The sequence below is a fragment of the Pseudomonas sp. S2_F07 genome (assembly GCF_054668325.1).
The window spans coordinates 5758679-5779829 of the sequence record NZ_CP162758.1; the positions used below are offsets into that span (position 1 = coordinate 5758679).

The 21151-nt window shown below is 60.0% G+C and carries 25 protein-coding genes; 16 read left to right on the plus strand and 9 right to left on the minus strand.

Features of this window, described 5'->3' with window-relative positions:
• The 5 genes from AB4O40_RS26185 to AB4O40_RS26205 form a co-directional block, all read right to left on the minus strand.
• On the minus strand, positions 1 to 372 hold the full coding sequence (locus AB4O40_RS26185) for a glutathione S-transferase N-terminal domain-containing protein (protein ID WP_056721816.1): 372 nt from the start codon (positions 370 to 372) through the stop codon (positions 1 to 3).
• A 104-nt stretch (positions 373 to 476) separates the two neighbouring features.
• Positions 477 to 1022, minus strand: a complete 546-nt coding sequence (gene folE / locus AB4O40_RS26190; RefSeq protein WP_007988130.1) for a GTP cyclohydrolase I FolE — start codon at positions 1020 to 1022, stop codon at positions 477 to 479.
• A gap of 77 nt (positions 1023 to 1099) precedes the next feature.
• A complete protein-coding gene (locus tag AB4O40_RS26195) occupies positions 1100 to 1657 on the minus strand; it encodes a Smr/MutS family protein (protein WP_056721819.1) in 558 nt (185 codons plus the stop codon).
• A gap of 78 nt (positions 1658 to 1735) precedes the next feature.
• On the minus strand, positions 1736 to 2056 hold the full coding sequence (locus AB4O40_RS26200) for a hypothetical protein (protein ID WP_008048404.1): 321 nt from the start codon (positions 2054 to 2056) through the stop codon (positions 1736 to 1738).
• A gap of 131 nt (positions 2057 to 2187) precedes the next feature.
• Positions 2188 to 2778 (minus strand): cysteine hydrolase family protein, encoded by a 591-nt coding sequence (locus AB4O40_RS26205; protein WP_056721821.1) that lies wholly within the window; start codon positions 2776 to 2778, stop codon positions 2188 to 2190.
• Positions 2779 to 3016: 238 nt separating this feature from the next.
• Between AB4O40_RS26205 and prmB the strand changes: the two genes are divergently transcribed.
• Positions 3017 to 3925 carry a 50S ribosomal protein L3 N(5)-glutamine methyltransferase gene (gene prmB / locus AB4O40_RS26210; RefSeq protein WP_056721823.1) on the plus strand — a complete coding sequence of 303 codons (909 nt, stop codon included), beginning with the start codon at positions 3017 to 3019 and terminating at the stop codon, positions 3923 to 3925.
• Between the two features lie 83 nt (positions 3926 to 4008).
• Here the strand turns inward: prmB and AB4O40_RS26215 are convergent, their stop codons facing one another.
• On the minus strand, positions 4009 to 4800 hold the full coding sequence (locus AB4O40_RS26215) for a hypothetical protein (protein WP_056721825.1): 792 nt from the start codon (positions 4798 to 4800) through the stop codon (positions 4009 to 4011).
• Between the two features lie 88 nt (positions 4801 to 4888).
• Complete coding sequence (locus tag AB4O40_RS26220) at positions 4889 to 5887, minus strand: alpha/beta hydrolase (protein ID WP_056721827.1); 999 nt, start codon at positions 5885 to 5887, stop codon at positions 4889 to 4891.
• Between the two features lie 83 nt (positions 5888 to 5970).
• Between AB4O40_RS26220 and aroC the strand changes: the two genes are divergently transcribed.
• From aroC to mtnC, 5 genes are read left to right on the plus strand one after another with little or no spacing between them, the layout of a single operon-like run.
• Positions 5971 to 7062 (plus strand): chorismate synthase, encoded by a 1092-nt coding sequence (gene aroC, locus AB4O40_RS26225; RefSeq protein WP_460057350.1) that lies wholly within the window; start codon positions 5971 to 5973, stop codon positions 7060 to 7062.
• A gap of 29 nt (positions 7063 to 7091) precedes the next feature.
• The gene (locus AB4O40_RS26230) at positions 7092 to 8243 is read left to right on the plus strand and encodes an MFS transporter (protein WP_460057347.1); all 1152 of its coding nucleotides are present in this window, start codon (positions 7092 to 7094) and stop codon (positions 8241 to 8243) included.
• Positions 8240 to 8860 carry a methylthioribulose 1-phosphate dehydratase gene (locus AB4O40_RS26235; RefSeq protein WP_223542323.1) on the plus strand — a complete coding sequence of 207 codons (621 nt, stop codon included), beginning with the start codon at positions 8240 to 8242 and terminating at the stop codon, positions 8858 to 8860. Before AB4O40_RS26230 ends, AB4O40_RS26235 begins: the two co-directional genes overlap by 4 nt.
• Positions 8861 to 8880: 20 nt before the next feature.
• Positions 8881 to 9426, plus strand: a complete 546-nt coding sequence (locus tag AB4O40_RS26240) for a 1,2-dihydroxy-3-keto-5-methylthiopentene dioxygenase (RefSeq protein ID WP_056721834.1) — start codon at positions 8881 to 8883, stop codon at positions 9424 to 9426.
• 4 nt (positions 9427 to 9430) lie between these two features.
• Positions 9431 to 10114: an acireductone synthase gene (gene mtnC / locus AB4O40_RS26245; RefSeq protein ID WP_460057343.1), complete on the plus strand. Its 684-nt coding sequence runs from the start codon at positions 9431 to 9433 to the stop codon at positions 10112 to 10114.
• A 134-nt stretch (positions 10115 to 10248) separates the two neighbouring features.
• On the opposite strand, the gene AB4O40_RS26250 is transcribed toward mtnC, so the two are convergent.
• Positions 10249 to 10527 carry a DUF3509 domain-containing protein gene (locus AB4O40_RS26250; protein ID WP_046042946.1) on the minus strand — a complete coding sequence of 93 codons (279 nt, stop codon included), beginning with the start codon at positions 10525 to 10527 and terminating at the stop codon, positions 10249 to 10251.
• A gap of 370 nt (positions 10528 to 10897) precedes the next feature.
• On the opposite strand from AB4O40_RS26250, the gene AB4O40_RS26255 reads away from it, so the two are divergent.
• The 10 genes from AB4O40_RS26255 to AB4O40_RS26300 all read left to right on the plus strand — a co-directional run bounded on the left by AB4O40_RS26255 (position 10898) and on the right by AB4O40_RS26300 (position 20059).
• The gene (locus AB4O40_RS26255) at positions 10898 to 12736 is read left to right on the plus strand and encodes a long-chain-acyl-CoA synthetase (protein ID WP_409078460.1); all 1839 of its coding nucleotides are present in this window, start codon (positions 10898 to 10900) and stop codon (positions 12734 to 12736) included.
• 97 nt (positions 12737 to 12833) lie between these two features.
• Positions 12834 to 13352: an ankyrin repeat domain-containing protein gene (locus AB4O40_RS26260; RefSeq protein ID WP_056721839.1), complete on the plus strand. Its 519-nt coding sequence runs from the start codon at positions 12834 to 12836 to the stop codon at positions 13350 to 13352.
• A gap of 154 nt (positions 13353 to 13506) precedes the next feature.
• Entirely contained in the window at positions 13507 to 14037 is a 531-nt protein-coding gene (locus AB4O40_RS26265) for a hypothetical protein (protein ID WP_056721841.1), read from the plus strand.
• An 80-nt stretch (positions 14038 to 14117) separates the two neighbouring features.
• Entirely contained in the window at positions 14118 to 14309 is a 192-nt protein-coding gene (locus AB4O40_RS26270; protein WP_046042941.1) for a PLD nuclease N-terminal domain-containing protein, read from the plus strand.
• A 276-nt stretch (positions 14310 to 14585) separates the two neighbouring features.
• Positions 14586 to 15461, plus strand: a complete 876-nt coding sequence (speE, locus tag AB4O40_RS26275) for a polyamine aminopropyltransferase (protein ID WP_056721843.1) — start codon at positions 14586 to 14588, stop codon at positions 15459 to 15461.
• Between the two features lie 265 nt (positions 15462 to 15726).
• Positions 15727 to 15960, plus strand: a complete 234-nt coding sequence (locus AB4O40_RS26280; protein ID WP_056721845.1) for a hypothetical protein — start codon at positions 15727 to 15729, stop codon at positions 15958 to 15960.
• A gap of 210 nt (positions 15961 to 16170) precedes the next feature.
• On the plus strand, positions 16171 to 16515 hold the full coding sequence (locus tag AB4O40_RS26285) for a ribonuclease E inhibitor RraB (RefSeq protein WP_056721847.1): 345 nt from the start codon (positions 16171 to 16173) through the stop codon (positions 16513 to 16515).
• A 365-nt stretch (positions 16516 to 16880) separates the two neighbouring features.
• A complete protein-coding gene (locus tag AB4O40_RS26290; protein WP_056721849.1) occupies positions 16881 to 18290 on the plus strand; it encodes a circularly permuted type 2 ATP-grasp protein in 1410 nt (469 codons plus the stop codon).
• Between the two features lie 12 nt (positions 18291 to 18302).
• Entirely contained in the window at positions 18303 to 19253 is a 951-nt protein-coding gene (locus AB4O40_RS26295) for an alpha-E domain-containing protein (protein WP_007971901.1), read from the plus strand.
• Positions 19250 to 20059: a transglutaminase family protein gene (locus tag AB4O40_RS26300; RefSeq protein WP_056721851.1), complete on the plus strand. Its 810-nt coding sequence runs from the start codon at positions 19250 to 19252 to the stop codon at positions 20057 to 20059. The genes AB4O40_RS26295 and AB4O40_RS26300 overlap by 4 nt, the downstream gene beginning before the upstream one ends.
• 120 nt (positions 20060 to 20179) lie before the next feature.
• On the opposite strand, the gene AB4O40_RS26305 is transcribed toward AB4O40_RS26300, so the two are convergent.
• Positions 20180 to 21001, minus strand: coding sequence for a c-type cytochrome (locus tag AB4O40_RS26305; RefSeq protein ID WP_056721853.1), 822 nt, complete (start codon positions 20999 to 21001; stop codon positions 20180 to 20182).
• Positions 21002 to 21151 lie beyond the last annotated feature (150 nt).

Sequence of the window (21151 nt, forward strand, 5' to 3'; positions counted from 1 at the left end):
TCAGGCCGCCGCGAAACGCTTGTCCAGATAATCAATGATCACCTTGGACTCATACATCCAGGTGGTCTGGCCATTATCTTCAATGCGCAGGCACGGCACCTTGATCTTGCCGCCTTGCTCGAGCAGGGTCTGGCGATCCTGTTCGTTGTTCTTCGCATCACGCAGTGCCACCGGCACATTCAGGCGGCGCAAGGTGCGGCGGGTCTTCACGCAGAACGGGCAGGCGTGGAATTGATACAGCGTCAGGCCCTTGGCAGCCGAGTTGACCTGTGCCTGAACTTCCGCCGGACGCTGCTTCTTGCCTGGGCGGGTGATGAAGTCGATGAAGATGATCAGTTGGCCAAGGCCGACACGAAGCGCTTTTACGAACACGTTGAAAGCCTCACGGTGCGAATGAAGAAGGGCGCGCAGCTTACCTGATTTTTTGCAGGCGAAAAAAAACCGGCGATGAATGCCGGTTTTCTTCGTGCCGCGAATTACTTGATGAGGCTGAGGAATTCGCTGCGAGTGGCGGCGTTTTCACGGAACTCTCCGAGCATCACCGAGGTGATCATCGTCGAATTCTGCTTTTCCACACCGCGCATCATCATGCACATGTGCTTGGCCTCGATCACCACCGCGACGCCCAAGGCACCGGTGACCTGCTGGACCGCGTCGGCGATCTGGCGGCTGAGGTTTTCCTGGATCTGCAGGCGACGGGCGTACATGTCGACGATCCGCGCCACTTTCGACAGGCCCAGGACCTTGCCGCTCGGGATGTAGGCGACGTGAGCCTTGCCGATGAACGGCAGCAGGTGGTGTTCGCACAACGAGTACAACTCGATGTCCTTGACCAGCACCATTTCACTGTTGTCGGAGCTGAACAGGGCACCGTTGGTGACCTCTTCCAGTGTCTGTTCATAGCCGCGGCAGAGGTACTGCATGGCTTTGGCGGCACGTTTTGGCGTGTCGAGCAGGCCTTCGCGGGAAACGTCCTCGCCGAGCTGGCCGAGGATCGCCGTGTAATTCTGTTCCAGGGACATGAAACTACCTGTGGGATTTTACGCAAAGGGCAAGGGTACGGTGACGGGCACGACGCTGCAAGCGTGACGCGTCAGCTTTACTCGTCGCGACCTTCCATCATGGTACGTTTGAGCATCACATAAACCGCGCCGGCACCACCGTGTTTGGCCTGGCACGAGGTGAAGCCGAGCACCTGTGGATGCTGGCGCAGCCAGGTGTTGACGTGGCTCTTGATCATCGGCCGCTTGCCGTCCAGTCGCACGGCTTTGCCATGGGTGACGCGCACGCAGCGGATTTCGAATCTGGTGGCTTCGGCCAGGAACGCCCAGAGGGTTTCCCGGGCCTTTTCCACGCTCATGCCGTGCAGGTCGAGGCTGCCTTCGAACGGAATCTGCCCGACCTTGAGCTTGCGCATCTGGCTTTCCTGCACGCCATCGCGGGCCCACATCAGCTCATCTTCAGGGCCGACGTCGATGACGAACTGATCGGACAGCCCGTCGACGGTGGTGGATTCGGTGCGTACGGTCGCCGCTTGACGCAGCTTGGCAATCTGCGCGCGGTCAGCCTTGGGTTTGCCGGTTTCGGCGCGATCGTGCTTGATCGGCTTGACGCCTTGGATCGCGCTTTTGAACAGGGAAAAATCGTCGTCTTGCATGTCAGCCTCCGCGAAGGGCGGCCAGTTTACCCAACTCGAAGCGAATCGGGCGCGACAAAAACGCGCGCGACGCCAGGCTCAGTCGTGTTTTTTCATCAGGTGCGGGGACATGGCCAGTTCCCGCGACTGCCGCGAGCGACGACGGCAACGGCGCCATAACCAGACACCGAGGTACAGCACGAACAGGCCGATCGCCAGGATCACGGCGGCACCGGTGCGGCTGGTGTTCAATTCACCCAGGGCGGGTGCGTGGCCGAGCAGGCTGGCGGCACCGGCCATGGCGAGCAATACGCCACACATCGCCAGCAACGCTGCGAACGTCGCGCCGATTCGAAATCGCCAGTTGCTTTGGCCTTTGGGCCGCAAGCGGCGAGCGTCAAAACCATCGGATAACTTCATTCCGACCTTCCTCAATGGGTATCGGCCCTTCGACCGGGAGTTGACCGGGATGTTCCTGAGGCTAAGACAATTACGGCAAATGGGAGGCTTTTGCGGATGAGCGGCGTTCCATGCCGCTCATTGAGCGTCGATCAGATCAGTTCACGGGTCAGCGCGAGGGTGGCGAAGTTGTCGCCCATGATCGCCATTTCCGTCTGATGAACGTGTGCGGCACTGAGCACGCCGCCCTTGTAAGGCAGGTCGCGGGTGGCGCAGGCGTCTTCCACCAGGGTGCAGCGAAAGCCCAGGTTCTTGGCGGCACGCACCGTGGTGCTGACGCTGGAGTGGCTCATGAAGCCGCAGACGATCAGGTCAAGGGCGCCGAGGTCTTCCAGGCGTTGTGCCAGTTCGGTGCCGTGAAACGCGCTTGGCAGCAATTTGCCGATGACGGTTTCATCGCTCTGTGGCTCCAGGCCCGGAATGAACTCACCACCTACGCCCTGGGGGTTGAACAACCCGCCGAGCGTACCGAGGTGGCGGACATGCACGATCGGCCGGCCGGCGGCGCGGGCAGCGGCAAGCAATTGCTTGATGTTCGCGACAGCTTCATCCATGCCGCTCAGGGCCAGGGGACCGCTGAGGTATTCTTTCTGGGCATCGATGATGACCAGCGTGGCATGGCTCAGATTGGCCGCTGCATAACCGCGGCCACTGAGTTGAAACATCGTTTTTGGAACAGACATTCTGGGGCTCCTTGGAGTGGGGCTTTTGCGCCATTGTCCTCTGGCTGAGCGGTTCTGTGAATGGCTACGATCACAGGTGCCGTCGTTGCTGGCCTGTAGCCTTGTCAATAGTCGCGTTTTGTTCAATAGCCTGGCGAAAAAATGGATAACTCCTACATTTGAATCGGTGGTTTCCCGCGTCGTCGTGACGTCGTTTGACTGGTAGAATCCCCCGTCGATTTTTCTGGAGTTTGCCGTCGTGATCACTTCCCGCCTTCGCACCCTGCGTGACCATATCCGTTGGGCCGTCAGCCGCTTCCATGGGGAGGATCTGTTTTTCGGCCACGGTACCGACAATGCCTGGGACGAAGCCCGGCAATTGGTGTTGGGCGCGCTGCACCTGCCGTGGGAAATCGCCGATAGCTACCTCGACTGCAATCTGGAAGAAGACGAAGTGGTTCACCTGCAGCTTTTGCTCAAGCGCCGCATCGAAGATCGGGTGCCGACCGCTTACCTGCTGGGTGAGGCCTGGTTCTGCGGCATGTCGTTCATCGTCGATGAGCGCGTGCTGATCCCGCGTTCACCCATTGGCGAGCTGATTGAAAATCGTTTTACCCCGTGGCTGGCCAACGAGCCGGCGCGAATTCTCGACCTGTGCACCGGCTCCGGCTGCATCGGCATCGCTTGCGCCTACGAGTTCCAGCATGCCGAAGTGGTGCTGGCCGACCTGTCGTTCGAAGCGCTGGAAGTGGCCAACCAGAACATCGAGCGCCATGGCGTCGATGAGCGTGTGTACACGGTGCAGGGCGACGGCTTCGAAGGCTTGCCGGGTCAGCGTTTCGACCTGATCGTGTCGAACCCGCCCTACGTCGACGCAGAAGATTTCGCCGACATGCCGGACGAATACCAGCACGAACCGGAGCTGGGCCTGGCCTGCGGTGATGACGGTTTGAACCTGGTGCGACGCATGCTCGCCGAGGCGGCGGATCATCTGACCGAGAAGGGCTTGCTGATTGTCGAAGTGGGCAACAGCCAGGTGCACGTCGAGGCGCTGTACCCGGAAGTGGACTTCGCCTGGCTGGAGTTCGAGCGTGGCGGCCATGGTGTGTTCATGCTCAGCGCGCAGCAGTGCCGGGAGCATCAGGCGTTGTTCGTTTCCCGCATTTAAAAAGCAAAAGATCGCAGCCTGCGGCAGCTCCTACATGGAATGCGTATTCCTGTAGGAGCTGCCGCAGGCTGCGATCTTTTGATTCAACGGTGCGTAGCAATCCAGATCAGCAGCCCCGCCTGAAACACCGCAAACGCCACCAGGCAGGTGATGGTGAATCGCAGCCCGGCGTCTTCGCGTTTGTACTTGCTGACTTTCTCTTCGTGTTTCTTGAGTTTGACTTCCTGCTCGGCCAGGTTCTGCTCGGCTTGCTGGAGCATCTGCGCCGCCTCGAGAATTTCCACGACCTGCAGTTTTTCGCTGTTCCACTCGCCAGAGAGGTCGCCGACCTTGACCGCCTTGACGCTGCCTTTCAAATGCTGGGCATCGGCATACACCACGTCGAACCCATGCACGCGCAAAAAATGATCGCGACGCAAGCGGGTGTCTTCGTTCAGTGCATCCTTGTTGTTCAGGTCAAAGCCGTCGACGGTGTAGGTCGGCCAGCGCTTCTTTGCCCAGTTGATGCCCTGGGCCGCCATGTAGCGGCCAATGCCACGGTTCAGCGGTTCAATCTGCAATCCGCTTTCCGGTCCGAAATGCACGCGTTTTTCGGCGTGATCGACCCACACGTCCAGATGATTCTGCTCCTTGCGTACGCGCTGGCCGGGCAGGGTGATGCTCATGCGCATCAGGCTGTGCGCCTTGTCGTTGCGCTCGGCATAGCCTAATTCGACAAAGCGCAATGGGCGCCCGCCAGTGTTGCGGTCAGTCTGCAGCGGCGCCAGACGGAGCATCTTGTGGTGCTCGACGTGGACGTCCGCCCAGGGTAGCTCGACCGCTGGCGGTGCGTCTTTTTCAGCGCTGGTGTCGGGTGAAGTCTGGGTGTCAGTCATAACGGCGAGATCCTGTCCAAGCTCAGCTTGTCGCCAACCAATGTGTTGGCGACAAAGGCTTATCGGCCGTTTTTTTCAAGACTGGAGGTTAACTGGCGCGAAGTCCGTCAATAAAACCGAGGATTCGCGTGCCCAGTTCCGCCGCCAGGGGTAACTGCGGGTCTTTATAGGAGGCCATCTGGCGTTTGACGTCGTTGGGCACGATGCGCATGACGTGGTTCATGCCCTCGATCAGCGCCAGTTCGGCGTCCGGTTTGGCTGCCTTGAGCAGCCTTGCGTCATTGACTCCGACCTGGATGTCGTTGCTGCCCTGGATGATCAGTGCTGGCATCTTCAGCTTGGCAAATGCCGTGGCCGGGTCCTGGCGGAACAGGGAAATCAGGTAAGGCTGCACGCTCGGGCGGAAAATCGCCTGCAAGGGTGGCGGCACATTGTCGTCGGGTTTCCCGGCCTTGAGGCTGTCGAGCAATTCATTGCTGCGCAGCATCAACGGTGGTGGCAGGCGATTGCCCAGTTGCTCGCGAATGACCTGATCCACTGGCCTTGCGCTGCCCGAGACAGAAATCACCGCGTCGGCATCGATGTCCGGCGCAGCGAGGCTGGCGATCAAGGCGCCTTCGCTGTGACCCAGCACGATCAACTGGCCGAAACGCGGATCGGTCTTGAGCTTGCGGCCCCAGGCCTGAGCGTCGGCCACATAGGCGTCCACCGTCAGATTGCGTTCATCCGGGGTGGCCGCCAGGCTTGCGGCCACGCCGCGCTTGTCGTAGCGCACGCTGGCGATGTTGTGTTTGGCCAGCACCCAGGCCAGACGCTTGAGGCTGTCATTGCGCCCGCCGTCGGTGTTGTTTCCGTCACGGTCCGTAGGGCCGGAACCGGAAATGATCAGCACAACCGGCACTCGATTGTCGGACTTTGGCAGCAACAATGAGCCGAAAAGCTCGCCGGTGCCGGTATCCAGGGTGATCGGTCGTTGCAGGACAGTCGCCTGGGCGAAGCCGGAAATCATTGTAAGGCTCAAGGCTAGAACTCGCAGCATCATCGCGCCATCATCAAGAAGATGCCGGTTGGACTCACAGGCACCCATAAGGTTCGAGGATGAACTACTTGGGTAGCCTGCGTATACTGGCGCGCATTACGTATTCAGGTTCATTTCACGGAGCGTCCTGCATGTCCGGCAATACCTACGGCAAGCTGTTCACTGTCACCACCGCGGGCGAAAGCCATGGCCCGGCGTTGGTCGCCATTGTCGATGGCTGCCCGCCGGGGCTGGAGATATCCCTTGAGGATCTGCAGCGTGACCTGGACCGCCGCAAGCCCGGCACCAGCCGCCACACGACCCAGCGCCAGGAAGCCGACGAAGTCGAAATCCTCTCCGGCGTGTTCGAAGGCCGCACCACCGGTTGCGCCATCGGCCTGTTGATCCGCAATACCGACCAAAAGTCCAAGGACTACTCGGCGATCAAGGATCTGTTCCGCCCGGCCCATGCCGACTACACCTACCACCACAAGTACGGCGAGCGTGATTATCGCGGCGGCGGCCGCAGTTCGGCCCGCGAAACCGCGATGCGCGTCGCGGCCGGTGCGATTGCGAAAAAATACCTGGCCAGCCAGGGCATCGTCATTCGCGGCTACATGAGCCAGCTGGGGCCGATTGAAATCCCGTTCAAGACCTGGGAATCGGTCGAGCAGAACGCCTTCTTCAGCCCGGACCCGGACAAGGTGCCGGAACTGGAAGCCTACATGGACCAGTTGCGCCGGGACCAGGACTCGGTCGGCGCGAAGATTACAGTGGTCGCCGAAGGCGTGATGCCGGGCCTGGGCGAGCCGATCTTCGACCGTCTCGACGCCGAACTGGCCCATGCGCTGATGAGCATCAACGCGGTCAAGGGCGTGGAAATCGGCTCCGGTTTCGCCAGTGTCGCCCAGCGTGGCACCGAGCACCGCGATGAAATGACCCCGGAAGGTTTCCTCAGCAACAATGCGGGCGGCATTCTCGGCGGTATTTCCTCCGGTCAGCCCATCGTTGCGCACCTGGCGCTGAAGCCGACATCGAGCATCACCACACCGGGCCGTTCCATCGACATCCATGGCAGCCCGGTGGAAGTGATCACCAAGGGCCGTCACGATCCGTGCGTGGGCATCCGCGCCACGCCGATTGCCGAGGCGATGATGGCCATCGTGCTGATGGATCACCTGCTGCGCCACCGTGGGCAGAACGCCGATGTGCGTGTGAGCACGCCGGTGCTGGGTCAGCTGTAAATGGCTGGCATCATGGTCGCAGCCGTCTGATGGCGACTGCGGCGCTCCCGTACTGGCGGCTCTCCAGTTTCTATCTGTTCTATTTTGCCTTGCTCGGTTCGACAGCGCCGTTTCTGGCGCTGTACTTCGATCACCTGGGGTTCAGCGCCGCGCGCATCGGCGAGTTGGTGGCGATCCCGATGCTGATGCGCTGTGTGGCGCCGAACATCTGGGGCTGGCTGGGCGACTACACCGGTCGGCGGCTGGCCATCGTGCGCTTCGGCGCGGTGTGCACGCTGCTGACCTTTTCGCTGATTTTCGTCAGTAAGACCTACGCCTGGCTGGCGATGGTCATGGCCTTGCATGCGTTCTTCTGGCACGCGGTGTTGCCGCAGTTCGAAGTCATCACCCTGGCGCACTTGCAGGGCCAGACCTCGCGCTACAGCCAGATTCGCTTGTGGGGCTCGATCGGTTTCATCATCACCGTGGTCGCGCTGGGCCGTTTGTTCGAATGGCTGAGCCTGGATATCTACCCGGTGGCGCTGGTGCTGATCCTGGCCGGCATCGTGGTCAGCAGTCTGTGGGTGCCTAACGCGCAACCGATTCAGGGTGAACGGTTGACCGGGGAGGGATTCCTCCAGCAACTGCGCAACCCCGGTGTGTTGGCGTTTTACGGCTGCGTGGCGCTGATGCAAATGAGCCACGGGCCGTATTACACGTTCTTGACATTGCACCTTGAACACCTGGGTTACAGCCGGGGCGTGATCGGCATGCTCTGGGCGGTCGGCGTGGTCGCTGAAGTTTTGATGTTTCTGGCCATGAGCAAGATCCTCGCGCGGTTTTCCCTGCGCCGGGTGCTGATGGCGAGTTTTCTGCTGGCAGCACTACGCTGGTTGCTGCTCGGGTCGTTGGCCGAATTCCTTTGGGTATTGCTGTTTGCCCAGGTACTGCACGCGGCGACATTCGGCAGCTTTCACGCCGCTGCCATTTCATTCGTGCAACGTAGCTTCGGCGCGCGCCAGCAAGGCCAGGGCCAGGCGCTGTATGCCGCGTTGGCCGGCACCGGCGGTGCGTTGGGCGCTTTGTATTCCGGCTACAGCTGGAATGCCCTCGGCGCGGCATGGACCTTTAGTATTGCCAGTCTCGCAGCCGTCGCGGCTGCCGTTATCATTGCCACACGTATGCAAGAGGACAGGCCATGAGCCTTACCCGTGAACAACTCGCCCAGGAAATCATCGACGCCGGGCGTTTTCTGTATGGCCGCGGCTGGTCGCCGGCCACCAGCAGCAATTACTCGACCCGCCTGTCGCCGACCGAAGCCTTGCTGACCGTCTCCGGCAAGCACAAGGGACAACTGGGCATGGACGATGTGCTGGCCACCGACCTGTCGGGCAACAGCCTGGAGCCGGGCAAGAAACCGTCCGCCGAAACCCTGCTGCACACCCAAGTCTACAGCTGGCGCCCGGAGATCGGTGCGGTGCTGCACACCCACTCGGTGAACGCCACCGTGCTGTCGCGCCTGACGTCGCAAGACTTCATCGAGTTCGAAGACTACGAACTGCAAAAGGCCTTCAGCGGTGTGACGACCCACGAATCCCGGGTGCGCGTGCCGATTTTCGACAACGACCAGGACATTGCGCGCCTGGCCGCCAAGGTGCAGCCTTGGCTCGACGCCCATCCCGATTGCGTCGGTTACCTGATTCGCGGCCATGGCCTGTACACCTGGGGCGCGCGCATGAGCGATGCCCTGCGGCAGATCGAGGCCTTTGAATTTTTGTTCGAGTGCGAGTTGAAGATGCGCTCGCTCTTTAAAGCATGAACCGTTAAGGAGTTGCCCAGATGAGCAGCCTGTCCGTCTATCACGTTTCCAGTCCTGAAATCCCCAACAAGGTGCTGACCCATTTCGAAGACATCGCCTCGACCCTGGCCGAGCAGGGCGTTCGTTTCGACCGCTGGCAAGCGGCGGCGAAGATCCAGCCGGGCGCCAGCCAGGAAGAAGTGATCGCCGCCTACCAGGAGCAGATCGACAAGCTGATGACCGAGCACGGTTACGTCACTGTCGACGTGATCAGCCTCAACAGCGATCACCCGCAAAAAGCCGAACTGCGTGCCAAGTTCCTCGACGAACATCGCCATGGCGAAGATGAAGTACGATTTTTCGTCGCTGGCCGTGGCCTGTTTACCCTGCACATCGACGATTACGTCTACGCGGTGTTGTGTGAGAAAAACGACCTGATCTCGGTGCCAGCCGGAACCAAGCACTGGTTCGACATGGGCGAACATCCGCATTTCGTCGCGATCCGTCTGTTCAACAACCCGGAAGGTTGGGTAGCCAATTTCACCGGCGAAGACATCGCCAGCCAATTCCCGCGCCTGGAGGACTGAGTCGATGCCGATCAAAGCGATTCTCACCGACATCGAAGGCACCACCAGCGCGGTGAGTTTTGTGTTCGACGTGCTGTTTCCCTACGCTGCCAAACACTTGCCGGCATTTGTCCATCAGCACGCCGAGCGCGCCGATGTGGCAGAGCAACTGGCTGCCGTGCGCCGCGACGGCAACGAACCGAACGCCGACGTCGAGCGGGTCATTGAGATCCTGTTGGGCTGGATCGCTGAAGACCGCAAGGCCACGCCGTTGAAGGCGTTGCAGGGCATGGTCTGGGAACAGGGCTATCAGGCCGGGCAGTTGAAGGGGCATGTGTACCCGGACGCCGTTGACGCACTCAAGCGCTGGCATCGGGACGGCTTTCAACTGTTTGTTTACTCGTCCGGCTCGATCCAGGCCCAGCGGTTGATCTTCGGCTGCTCGGAGGCAGGGGATCTCACGCCGTTGTTCAGTGGTTACTTCGATACGACGTCAGGGCCCAAGCGCGAGGCGCAGTCCTACGCCAACATCAGCCAGGCGATCAGCATTGAGGCGGGGCAGATCCTGTTTCTGTCGGACATCGTCGAAGAGCTCGACGCGGCGCGCACGGCGGGGATGGCTACGTGCGGGCTGGCTCGCGAGGGTGGGGAACTGGCGGGGCATGTCACCGTGGACAGCTTTGCGCGGATCGATCCTTCAGCGTTCTAAACACCGGACAACCTGTGGGAGCGGCGGTACGGCGATCCGACTTGCTCGCGAAGAGGGCGTGTCAGTCAACATCAACGTTGAATGACACGCCCTCTTCGCGAGCAAGCCCGCTCCCACATTTTTTTCTCATTTTTTTATAGTGAGTGATAGGTCGGCAGCGCAAACCGTTGCTGGCTCTGCAGCATGGAAATCTGCGGCAGTTCACTGGCTTGTTCGGCGAGGTCGCGGCGAATCGCACTGATGACCCACGTCAGTTGGTCGCCATTGTGCAACTGCTGGTAGGAAATCGAACGCTTGAACACTTTGCCTTCGCCGCCGCTGAGGGTCAGCAGGATCCCACCGTCAGGGCGGGCCTGGGTGGTGACTTCGAAGTTGGAGAACAGGGACGAAAATTTTTCCTGAATCAGGTTCATGTCTTTCAGCTCCGTTAGCTCTTGAATGGCAAGCATACGGAGAGGGTTGCAGTGATTGTGCCAGCCTTGGTTTTCTATAAATCAATATATAAAACAACAAGTTAGTATCGTTGGTGATTTTTGCTTTCGTGCATTCTGCATGAACGGCCATCGTGCATCCTGCATTTTGCGCGGTCGCTCGGCGATTCGATGGAACCATTGCGTGTGCGAGGGTTCACGATTGGCCCTGTATCAACCGCGGATCAAGATCGCAGATCAAGATCGCAGATACAAAACATTTCAAAAACCGCGTGTACAGCTCAAGAACCGTTGACGTATTTTCGGGCTCAGTCATCGCAGCCCGACAATAAAAAGATCGAACGGGAGCAACATGAGTCGCACGTCGAACGACACGATTACCTGGGGCATGATGCTCCGCAAGCTGCCTTCCATTGCCAAGGCCATCCCCCGGGTGGTGAAGGGCATGAAGGCCGCCAACGTCAAGGACCCGACCCAAGCGTGTGGTTTGGGCTGGAGTTTCGAGCAAGCCACGTTGCGTAACCCGGATGGCCCGGCGCTGTTGCAAGGCGACGTAACGCTCAGTTACTCCGAGGTCAACCAATGGGCCAATCGCATCGCCCATCACCTGATCGGCCAAGGCATCGGCAAGGGGGATGTGGTGGCGGTCTTCATCGAGAACCGCCCGGAACTGCTGGTGACCATACTGGCGGTGGCCAAGGTCGGCGCAATCAGTGCGCTGCTCAATACCTCCCAGACCCGCGACACCCTGGTGCACAGTGTGAATCTGGTGGCGCCGGCGGCGATCATTGTCGGTGAGGAGTTGGTCCCGGCGTACCTCGGAGTGCGTGACCGGGTGTCGATCAAGGCTGACCGAACCTGGTTCGTCGCCGATCAGGACACCTCGCGCCAACCGGGTATCGCGCCTGAAGGTTTCATCAACCTGATGACCGTCAGTCTCGACGATGGCAGCGACAACCCGGCCAGCAGCCGGCAGATTTTCTTTGATGATCCCTGCTTTTATATTTACACCTCGGGCACCACGGGGTTGCCCAAGGCGGGCGTGTTCAAGCACGGACGCTGGATGCGCAGTTCGGCGAGCTTCGGCATGATCGCCCTGGACATGCGCCCCGACGATGTCGTCTATTGCACTTTGCCGCTGTACCACGCCACGGGCCTTTGCGTGTGCTGGGGTTCGGCCGTCAGTGGTGCCAGCGGGTTCGCCATCCGCCGCAAATTCAGCGCCAGTCAGTTCTGGAACGATGCGCGCAAGTACCGGGCGACCACCATCGGTTATGTCGGCGAATTGTGCCGCTACCTGGTCGATCAACCGTCCAGCGCCGACGACAGCCGGCACGATGTGAAGAAAATGATCGGCAACGGCTTGCGGCCCGGCGCCTGGAACGAGTTCAAGACCCGCTTTGCGGTCAATCACATCTGCGAGCTGTACGCCGCCAGCGACGGCAACATCGGTTTCACCAACATTCTCAATTTCGACAACACCATCGGTTTTTCCCTGATGTCCTGGGAGCTGGTTGCGTACGACCACGACAGCGGCGCGCCGATTCGTCAGGCCAATGGCCTGATGCGCAAGGTCGCCAAGGGCGAGCAGGGGTTGTTGCTGGCAAAAATCGACGACAAGGCACCCCTGGACGGCTACACCGATCCGCAGAAAACCGCCAAGGTTGTGCTTGAGGATGTGTTCGAAAAGGGCGACCGCTACTTCAACACCGGCGACCTGTTGCGCAACATCGGCTTTGGGCATGCGCAGTTTGTCGACCGCCTGGGCGACACCTACCGCTGGAAGGGCGAAAACGTCTCGACCACGGAGGTCGAAAACATCCTCCTGCAACACCCGCTTATTTCCGAAGCCGTGGCCTATGGCGTGGAAATCCGCAACACCAATGGCCGGGCCGGGATGGCGGCGATTACCCCGGCCGAATCCCTGGCAACCCTGGATTTCAGCGAGCTGCTGGCCTTCGCCCGCGAGCAAATGCCGGCCTATGCGGTGCCGTTGTTCCTGCGGGTGAAAGTGAAAATGGAAACCACCGGGACGTTCAAATATCAGAAGACCCGACTCAAGGACGAGGCCTTCGACCCGGGTAAAACCGGCGATGATCCGATCTATGCCTGGCTGCCGGGGACGCAGACTTACGTGCAGGTCACGGAGCAGTTGTTGTCCGACATTCATGACGGCAAGTACCGCTATTGAATCTGGCTATGGCGGCCCATGAGAAAAAACAAGTGACAGTGCCGGGGGCGCTCGGGAAACTGTCGGCTTTTACGAATGACAGAAAAGGGAGTGCCCAATGTCAGACAAAAGCCGCCAGATGACCCCCGAAGAAGCCGCCGAATTCACCGAACAGGTATTCAACAAGGCACGGGAGGGCGATGCGGCGATGATGGCCGCGCTGCTGACCAAGGGTTTACCGCCGAACCTGCGTAACCACAAGGGCGATACCTTGCTGATGCTGGCCGCGTATCACGGTCACGTGGACACGGTAAAAGTCCTGCTGGAGCACAAGGCCGACCCGGAGATCCGCAACGACAACGGCCAGAGCCCGATTGCCGGCGCCGCCTTCAAGGGCGACCTGGCGATAATCAAGGCCTTGGTCGACGGTGGCGCGCAGGTTGAAGGCTCGTCCTTCGATGGCCGCACGGCGCTGATGATGGCGGCAATGTTCAACCGCGTCGAAGTGGTCGACTACCTGATCAGCAAGGGCGCCGACCCGAAAGCCAAGGACGCCAATGGCATCACCGCGCTGGAGGCGGCTAAAACCATGGGCGCTTCCGATACCGTTGCGCAGCTTGAGAAGCTGATTGGCTGATTGCTTTAAAAGATCGCAGCCTTCGGCAGCTCCTACGGGTGTACGCCACTCAATGTAGGAGCTGCCGAAGGCTGCGATCTTTTTTGGGCATTCGAATCTATCCTTGCGGTATCCTTCGCGCCCTCAAAATTCACCTCGCTACAGGATCCTCCCCATGAAAGCCGCACTCGTCGAACTCATCAGCAAAATCAGCTCCGGGTGCATGGGCGAAGACGAAATCCTCAAGGTTGCGGACGAAGCGGCCCGGGCATACGCCGATCAGGATGCTTTTCTGAGCGCCAATCCGGACATCAACTACGACGAAACCTTCCCGATCCCGCTGGGTGAATGGGTGGTGGTTGGCAGCCTACCGGAAACGGTACTGTTCCAGGCTGACACCTACATGGACCTGTTCGCCCAGATCGTCGCCTCATTCGGCCCAGGGGTGGAGTTCAATCTCAAGCCCAAGCAACTGGCCAAGACCGAAGCCCTGACCGCGCTCAACCGCATCCAGGTGCAGATGAGTAGCATGAACAAGGAAAATGGTGGCTACACGCTGATGAATTTCAGCCAGTTGCTCGATGACGAATTGCAGGTGGTCCTGGTCTACGGCAATGACGTGCCACGGGTGCTGGAATTGTGCGCAGAAGCGGGCATCGCAGCCGCGCCATCCCTGGAAGCCCTGAAAGTGGCGATCCACGTCTGACCCAGACACTGTCAATAAAAAGGAATCCTCGCGACGAGCGTCTATCCTGAGGGGGCATATCACTCTTTGGGAGCGTCACCATGGGTTCCACGTTCAACAGCCTGGTTGCCTTGATCATTTTTGTCCTGGACATCTGGGCCATCATCAACGTCTTCAAAAGCAGTGCCGAGACCGGGATGAAAATCCTCTGGGTACTGCTGATCGCGCTGTTGCCGGTACTGGGACTGATCATCTGGGCCATCGCCGGGCCGCGGGGCAATGTCAAACTCTGACGGATTTCCCACAAACAACACCGACCCTGTGGGAGCGGCGGTGCGGCGATCCGACTTGCTCGCGAAGAACGATTACGCGGTTCGCCGACAAACCGAGTTGCCTGCTTCGCGAGCAAGCCCGCTCCCACAGGATTGTGGCAAGTCGAACAAGTGAGGTTCGACCTGTCATGTTCCGCGACGTAGAATGCGCGCCTTTCCCGGCCAATCGAGACACTCGATTGGCCATCATGGGCGGGTAACCGTCCGTTGCCACCCGCATTCATCGGAGCACTTCCCATGAGCAACACCCCGACCAGCGACTACCTGGAAACCCTCTACGAAGGCTACGGCCAGCGTTTTCGCATGGAAAAACTGCTGCACGAAGTGCGCACCGAGCACCAGCACCTGGTGATCTTCGAAAATCCGCGCATGGGCCGCGTGATGGCGCTGGACGGCGTGATCCAGACCACCGAAGCCGACGAATTCATCTACCACGAAATGCTGACCCACGTGCCGATCCTGGCGCACGGTGCGGCCAAACGCGTGCTGATCATCGGCGGCGGTGACGGCGGCATGTTGCGTGAAGTGGCCAAGCACCGCAGCGTCGAGCACATCACCATGGTCGAGATCGACGGCACCGTGGTCGACATGTGCAAGGAATTCCTGCCGAATCACTCCAAGGGCGCGTTCGATGATCCACGCCTGAACCTGGTGATCGACGACGGCATGCGTTTCGTCGCCACCACCACTGAAAAGTTCGACGTGATCATTTCCGACTCCACCGACCCGATCGGCCCGGGTGAAGTACTGTTCTCGGAAAACTTCTACCAGGCCTGCCACCGCTGCCTGAACGAAGGCGGCATCCTGGTGACCCAGAACGGCACGCCATTCATGCAGATCGAAGAAGTGAAGACCACCGCCGGTCGCCTGCGCAGCCTGTTCCCGGACTGGCACTTCTATCAGGCCGCCGTGCCGACCTACATCGGTGGCTCGATGACCTTCGCCTGGGGCGCCACCAATACCGCTTATCGCAAGTTGTCCCGCGAAACCCTGCAACAGCGCTTCACGGGCAGCGGCATAGTCACCCGCTACTACAATCCTGAAATCCACATCGGCGCCTTCGCCTTGCCTCAGTACGTGCTGCAGGCGGTGAACAAGCCAAGCAACGACTGATAGGTTGAAACACAAAACCTGTGGGAGCGGCGGTGCGGCGATCCGACTTGCTCGCGAAGAGGGACGGTCAGCTGAAATCAAGCTGGCTGACACACCGCTTTCGCGAGCAAGCCCGCTCCCACATGGTTTGCGCTTGGTGGGTTACAAAGGGTGTTGAGAGTGATTTTCACATCCGTCGACGTGTTTGACTCGGCGGAACAATTAGTCAGCTAACAAGGTCGAGATAGAGGTAAGCCCATCCATGGGTTTTATCGAGGAGGCACCAATGCAAAAGTGGAAAGTCACTTTCGTGGATGATCATGGCGAAACCATCGACGAAGTCTTTGAGTGCACCGAGCGCCCGGACTACGAGCGTGCTGCCAAGCTCATCAAGGCCCGGCTTCTTCCTGTCGCCGCCGAACTGGATCTGAACGATCTGGAAGGGCGGACCAATGACGCGAGCGTCAAAGAGCTCAAGTCCCAGAACAGCATTCAAATCCTCGACATTACTCCAATCTGAACGATAGCTGTCGCATTCATATCCAGGCCTTGGCAGAGGCTCTATCTTGAGGCTACTCTGCAAGCGAGATCAGCGAATGAATCGCTAAGGTCTGGTCTTGTCAGCTCCATGCTTGTTTCCCGCCGGCACATCGTTTGCCGTCGCTCGCGCTGTTCGGTTGCGGGTGAGGGAGTACGGAAAGTCTATCCATCGTTTTGAGGAGGACGTTTCATGAGCACAGCCTATCAAGAAGACATCAGCAGCAGTGTGCTGCGCCGCATGAAAGAAGGCGGTTTTGACTTTTCCCGGTTTCATCCCATCGAGTTCTACGCCATTTTCCCGGACGAGGAGCGGGCACGCAGGGCGGCAGGTCATTTCCACCGTGGTGAATCCCTGGATGCGCAAGTCAGTGCGCGCGACGACGGCGCCTGGGCGCTGGAACTGTGCAAGGTCATGTATGCCACCTACGACGATATCGGCGACTTCGAACAGGGTTTCGAAGCAGTGGTCGAGCCTCTGGGCGGCATTATCGAAGGCTGGGGTGTGAAGCAGGAGGTACGAGGGCGACTCGCATAACCTTATGAACAGTGACAACCAGCAATGACGGCTGACCTTCGGGTTGGCCGTTTTCATTTGTGGGCGTTGGACACCAAAAAAAAGCCGCCAGGGCAGGCGGCTAAAAGGGAAGTTCGGTGAGCTTTTCAGCGAATGCCTGGATTATCCGCATCCGTTGCCGGGCAGTGAAATCAACTCTGGCTATGCTGGTGATAGGCGACCACCACGCCTTGCAATGAAGCGGGGGCGATCAGGTTGGGGCATTTACCGCACAGGATTGGTGCGGCGCGTGCGCGTTGATTACCCAACTGATTGAAATTTAAGCGTTTATGCCGATGGCACGGGCCTTGCGAAGGTCTGGACGTCCGAGTGACAAGGAGTACGGCATGATCCGCACCTATTTTGATGAGATGTACGATGCCGGCGGACAGGTCCGCCCGCATTATCGGGAGTTTGCCCGTTGGCTGGCCGAGACGCCTGACGAGCTTCTGGCACAACGGCGACGCGAGGCCGATCTGCTGTTTCATCGCGCCGGGATTACTTTCACGCTCTACGGTGATGAGCAAGGGACAGAGCGCCTGATTCCCTTCGACACCATCCCCCGCAGTATCCCCGCCAGCGAATGGCGGATAGTCGAGCGCGGGTGCATCCAGCGGGTCAAGGCGTTGAACATGTTCCTCGCCGACCTTTACCACGAGCAGCGCATCATCAGGGCCGGCATCATTCCGGCCGAGCAGGTGCTGGCCAACGAGCAGTACCAGTTGGCGATGCAAGGGCTGGATCTGCACCGCGATATCTATTCGCACATCTCCGGCGTCGACCTGGTACGCGACGGCGACGGCACCTACTACGTTCTTGAAGACAATCTGCGAACACCGAGCGGCGTCAGCTACATGCTCGAAGACCGCAAGATGATGATGCGCCTGTTCCCCGAGCTGTTCGCGGCGCAACGCATTGCCCCCATCGACCACTACCCGAACCTGCTGCTCGATACCCTGAAAAGCTCAAGCCCGATCGATAACCCGAGCGTGGTGGTGCTGACGCCGGGGCGCTTCAACAGTGCGTTCTTCGAGCATGCGTTCCTGGCGCGGGAAATGGGCGTGGAGCTGGTGGAAGGCGCGGACCTGTTCGTGCGTGACGACAAGGTCTACATGCGAACCACCGACGGGCCGAAAGCCGTCGACGTGATCTATCGTCGCCTCGACGATGCGTTCCTCGACCCACTGGCATTCAACCCGGAATCGATGCTCGGCGTGCCGGGGCTGCTGTCGTCCTACCGTTCCGGCAACGTGGTGCTGGCTAATGCCATCGGCACGGGGGTGGCGGACGACAAGTCGGTGTACCCGTTCGTTACCGACATGATCCGTTTCTATCTCGATGAAGAGCCGATCCTGAAGAACGTTCCTACGTGGCAATGCCGTAATCCCTCTGAGCTTTCCCACGTGCTGGCCAACCTTCCAGAGTTGGTGGTCAAGGAAACCCAAGGCTCCGGCGGGTACGGAATGTTGGTGGGGCCGGCGGCGACGGCGGCGGAAATCGAAGCTTTCCGCGCGCGGATCATCGCCAAGCCCCATGCATATATCGCGCAACCGACGCTGTCGCTGTCGACCTGTCCGACCTTTGTCGAAAACGGCATTGCGCCACGCCATATCGACTTGCGGCCGTTTGTCCTGTCGGGTCGTGAAACCCGGGTCGTGCCCGGCGGCTTGACCCGTGTCGCCTTGCGCGAAGGCTCCCTGGTGGTCAACTCCTCCCAGGGCGGCGGAACCAAGGACACCTGGGTGGTCGAGGATTAAAGGAAGCCTGTCATGTTAAGTAGAACTGCCTCGGATCTGTATTGGATGTCACGTTATCTGGAGCGGGCGGAAAACCTCGCCCGGATGCTCGATATCAGCTATTCGCTGTCGCTGATGCCGCAGGACGGTCGCGGCGACGGTTTGCACGAACTGGCCATGCCGCTGTTGATCACCGGCACCCTGGACGATTACCTGGAGCGCCATGGCGAGCTGCATGCCGAACGCCTGCTGCATTTCTTTGCCCTGGATGCGGCCAACCCGGCGAGTATCTACAGCTGCCTTGGTGCCGCACGTGCCAGCGCCCATGCGGTACGTGGGCGCATCACCGCCGACATGTGGGAAAACATCAACGCCACCTGGCTGGAAATTCGCGGCATCGCCGAACAAGGCCTAAGTCGCTACGGCATGAGCCGTTTCTGCGAGTGGATCAAGGAACGTTCCCACCTGTTCCGGGGCGCGTCCTACGGCACCATCATGCGTAACGATGCGTTTCGCTTCATTCGTCTGGGGACCTTTATCGAACGGGCGGACAACACCTTGCGCCTGCTCGATGCCCGCTACGAAATGGCCGGCGACCAGGCCGAAGCGGTCAGCGATGGCACCGCTCACGCGTATTACCAATGGAGCGCGTTGTTGCGGGCGTTGTCGTCGTTTGAGGCCTACACGGAAATCTACCGCGACGCCCCCGGCGCCCGGCATGTTGCCGAATTGCTGTTGCTGCGGGCCGATGTACCGCGATCCCTGCGCGCCTGCACCGAAGAAATCGACCAGATCCTCGCGCAATTGCCGGGGGCCAACGGTCGTCCCGCACAACGCCTGGCGGCGGAAATGGACGCACGCCTGCGCTACACCGGCATCCATGAAATTCTCGAAGAAGGCCTGCACGCCTGGCTGACCGAGTTCATCCCGCTGGTGCGCCAGTTGGGTAACGCGATTCACAGTTCTTATCTGGAGGCCGCATGAGACTTTCCATTAGCCACGAGACCACCTATCACTACGAAGACAAGGTGCGGGCGAGCATCCAGTATCTGCGCCTGACTCCCCACGACAGCGAGCGCCAGCACGTGCTCAGCTGGCAGCTCGACCTGCCGCGTCCGGTGCGGGCGCAGCTCGATCCGTTCGGCAACATCCTGCATGTGCTGACCATGGACGAGCCCCACGAGGCGATCATCATCGGCGCCCGTGGCCAGGTCGATATCGACGAATGGCGTGAGGCCGAACACGAGAGCCAGTCGGCACTGCCATTTCTGCGCTTTACCCGTTTGACCGAAGCCGACGCCGCCCTGCGGGCGTTTGCCGAGAAGGAATGCAAGCAACGCCGCGACCGCACGGCGCTGATCGATCTGATGCACGGCCTCAACCAGCATATGACCTACACGCCGGGCTCCACGGAAGTGGATACCAGCGCGGCCCAGGCCTTTGCCGGAGGCTCCGGCGTGTGTCAGGACCACACCCACGCGTTTCTCGCCTGCACCCGCAGCCTGGGCATTCCTGCGCGGTATGTGTCGGGCTACCTGTACAGCGAAAACAGCGAACATCTGGCCAGTCACGCCTGGGCGGAAGCCTGGCTGGATGATGCCTGGTACAGCTTCGATGTGACCAACGAACTGGCCCGACCGGAGCGGCACCTGAAACTGGCGGTGGGCCTGGATTACCTGGATGCCTGCCCGGTGCGCGGGATGCGCCGGGGCGGCGGGTGTGAGCAGATGCACGCCAAGGTGCTGGTTTCACCGACGCCGGTGCCGGTGATTTCTGTGCAGCAGCAGTAGGCGCGATACCAAGGAACCTTGTGGGAGCGAGCTTGCTCGCGATGGCGTCATTTCAGTCAATACTTTTGTGACTGATACACCGCTATCGCGAGCAAGCTCGCTCCCACAGGTACGATGTTGTTACGGCTTCACCTTGCGCCCAACCATATGCTGCAAATACCCCACCAGCATCCCCAGATCCCCATCCGGCAACACCTCGGCCGGGAACCCGGGCATCTTCGCCTGCGGCCACTGACGCAAACTTTGTGGATCGCGAATGTAGCGCTTGAGGAAGTCCGCGCCGAAGTACTCGGTCGGGTTGTACGGAATATTCAGGTCCGGCCCGAATTGCGCATCCCCGGCGCCATTGAGTCGATGGCAGGCCAGGCAGTTCTTCTGGAACAACGCAAAGCCCTTGTTCACCGGATCATCCGCCTTCAATGCCGGATCGGGCAGCAGGGCAGGGAAGCGCTCGGTGACGGGCGCCAGGCGTTTGATGCTTGCCACCTGGAACGGCCATTGTTCGGGGCTGATATTGCCTGCCTGCGGATTGCTCCAGACCAGATAGAACGGTCCGGCGCCCGGCTTGCCTTCCGATAGCGGTGGCCAGGGTTTGGCTGGGTCTTCAATCGCCAGCCACGCCTGTGCACCCTGGGTTTTGAGCAACGGCGCGGCTGTCATTTCGGCGGCAAAGCCATCCAGCGCCACGGCCTGCAGGTGGTCTTCAGGCTTGATGCCGTCCAGCAGTGCGGACAGCGGCACGGCGCGGTAACTCATGTCCCGCTTGTAGGAAACGTCGTTGCTGATGTTGATGGTTTGGACCTGAGGATGCTTGAGCAATTGCTCGGTCTGCCAGGTGCGACTGTTCGCGCCCAGCTCCAGGTTCAGTTGTGCGGCATACAGGGGCGAGCCGAACAGCGTGGCCCCAAGCAGAATGAGCATTTTCAAGTGATCGCCGTCCATGTCGTGCAGGTGCCGCAAAGATTGGCACAGCCACGCTGGCCCGGGTAGCGGGCCAGTCACATTTTGAGAGTGGCAATTCAAAAACTGTGACGCCGTATCTTTTAGACGCGACTAGCCGATGACCTTGGTCAGGTTCGGCAATATCAACAA

Coding starts and splice junctions, on each gene's coding strand:
- speE (WP_056721843.1), top strand. CDS start 14,586: ATGAGCAACACCCCGACCAGCGACTACCTGGAAACCCTCTACGAAGGC.
- AB4O40_RS26270 (WP_046042941.1), top strand. CDS start 14,118: ATGGGTTCCACGTTCAACAGCCTGGTTGCCTTGATCATTTTTGTCCTG.
- AB4O40_RS26290 (WP_056721849.1), top strand. CDS start 16,881: ATGATCCGCACCTATTTTGATGAGATGTACGATGCCGGCGGACAGGTC.
- AB4O40_RS26220 (WP_056721827.1), bottom strand. CDS start 5,887: ATGGGTGCCTGTGAGTCCAACCGGCATCTTCTTGATGATGGCGCGATG.
- AB4O40_RS26205 (WP_056721821.1), bottom strand. CDS start 2,778: ATGTCTGTTCCAAAAACGATGTTTCAACTCAGTGGCCGCGGTTATGCA.
- aroC (WP_460057350.1), top strand. CDS start 5,971: ATGTCCGGCAATACCTACGGCAAGCTGTTCACTGTCACCACCGCGGGC.
- AB4O40_RS26265 (WP_056721841.1), top strand. CDS start 13,507: ATGAAAGCCGCACTCGTCGAACTCATCAGCAAAATCAGCTCCGGGTGC.
- AB4O40_RS26230 (WP_460057347.1), top strand. CDS start 7,092: ATGGCGACTGCGGCGCTCCCGTACTGGCGGCTCTCCAGTTTCTATCTG.
- mtnC (WP_460057343.1), top strand. CDS start 9,431: ATGCCGATCAAAGCGATTCTCACCGACATCGAAGGCACCACCAGCGCG.
- AB4O40_RS26235 (WP_223542323.1), top strand. CDS start 8,240: ATGAGCCTTACCCGTGAACAACTCGCCCAGGAAATCATCGACGCCGGG.
- folE (WP_007988130.1), bottom strand. CDS start 1,022: ATGTCCCTGGAACAGAATTACACGGCGATCCTCGGCCAGCTCGGCGAG.
- AB4O40_RS26200 (WP_008048404.1), bottom strand. CDS start 2,056: ATGAAGTTATCCGATGGTTTTGACGCTCGCCGCTTGCGGCCCAAAGGC.
- AB4O40_RS26215 (WP_056721825.1), bottom strand. CDS start 4,800: ATGACTGACACCCAGACTTCACCCGACACCAGCGCTGAAAAAGACGCA.
- AB4O40_RS26240 (WP_056721834.1), top strand. CDS start 8,881: ATGAGCAGCCTGTCCGTCTATCACGTTTCCAGTCCTGAAATCCCCAAC.
- AB4O40_RS26255 (WP_409078460.1), top strand. CDS start 10,898: ATGAGTCGCACGTCGAACGACACGATTACCTGGGGCATGATGCTCCGC.
- AB4O40_RS26195 (WP_056721819.1), bottom strand. CDS start 1,657: ATGCAAGACGACGATTTTTCCCTGTTCAAAAGCGCGATCCAAGGCGTC.
- AB4O40_RS26250 (WP_046042946.1), bottom strand. CDS start 10,527: ATGAACCTGATTCAGGAAAAATTTTCGTCCCTGTTCTCCAACTTCGAA.
- AB4O40_RS26300 (WP_056721851.1), top strand. CDS start 19,250: ATGAGACTTTCCATTAGCCACGAGACCACCTATCACTACGAAGACAAG.
- AB4O40_RS26305 (WP_056721853.1), bottom strand. CDS start 21,001: ATGGACGGCGATCACTTGAAAATGCTCATTCTGCTTGGGGCCACGCTG.
- AB4O40_RS26260 (WP_056721839.1), top strand. CDS start 12,834: ATGTCAGACAAAAGCCGCCAGATGACCCCCGAAGAAGCCGCCGAATTC.
- AB4O40_RS26280 (WP_056721845.1), top strand. CDS start 15,727: ATGCAAAAGTGGAAAGTCACTTTCGTGGATGATCATGGCGAAACCATC.
- AB4O40_RS26285 (WP_056721847.1), top strand. CDS start 16,171: ATGAGCACAGCCTATCAAGAAGACATCAGCAGCAGTGTGCTGCGCCGC.
- AB4O40_RS26295 (WP_007971901.1), top strand. CDS start 18,303: ATGTTAAGTAGAACTGCCTCGGATCTGTATTGGATGTCACGTTATCTG.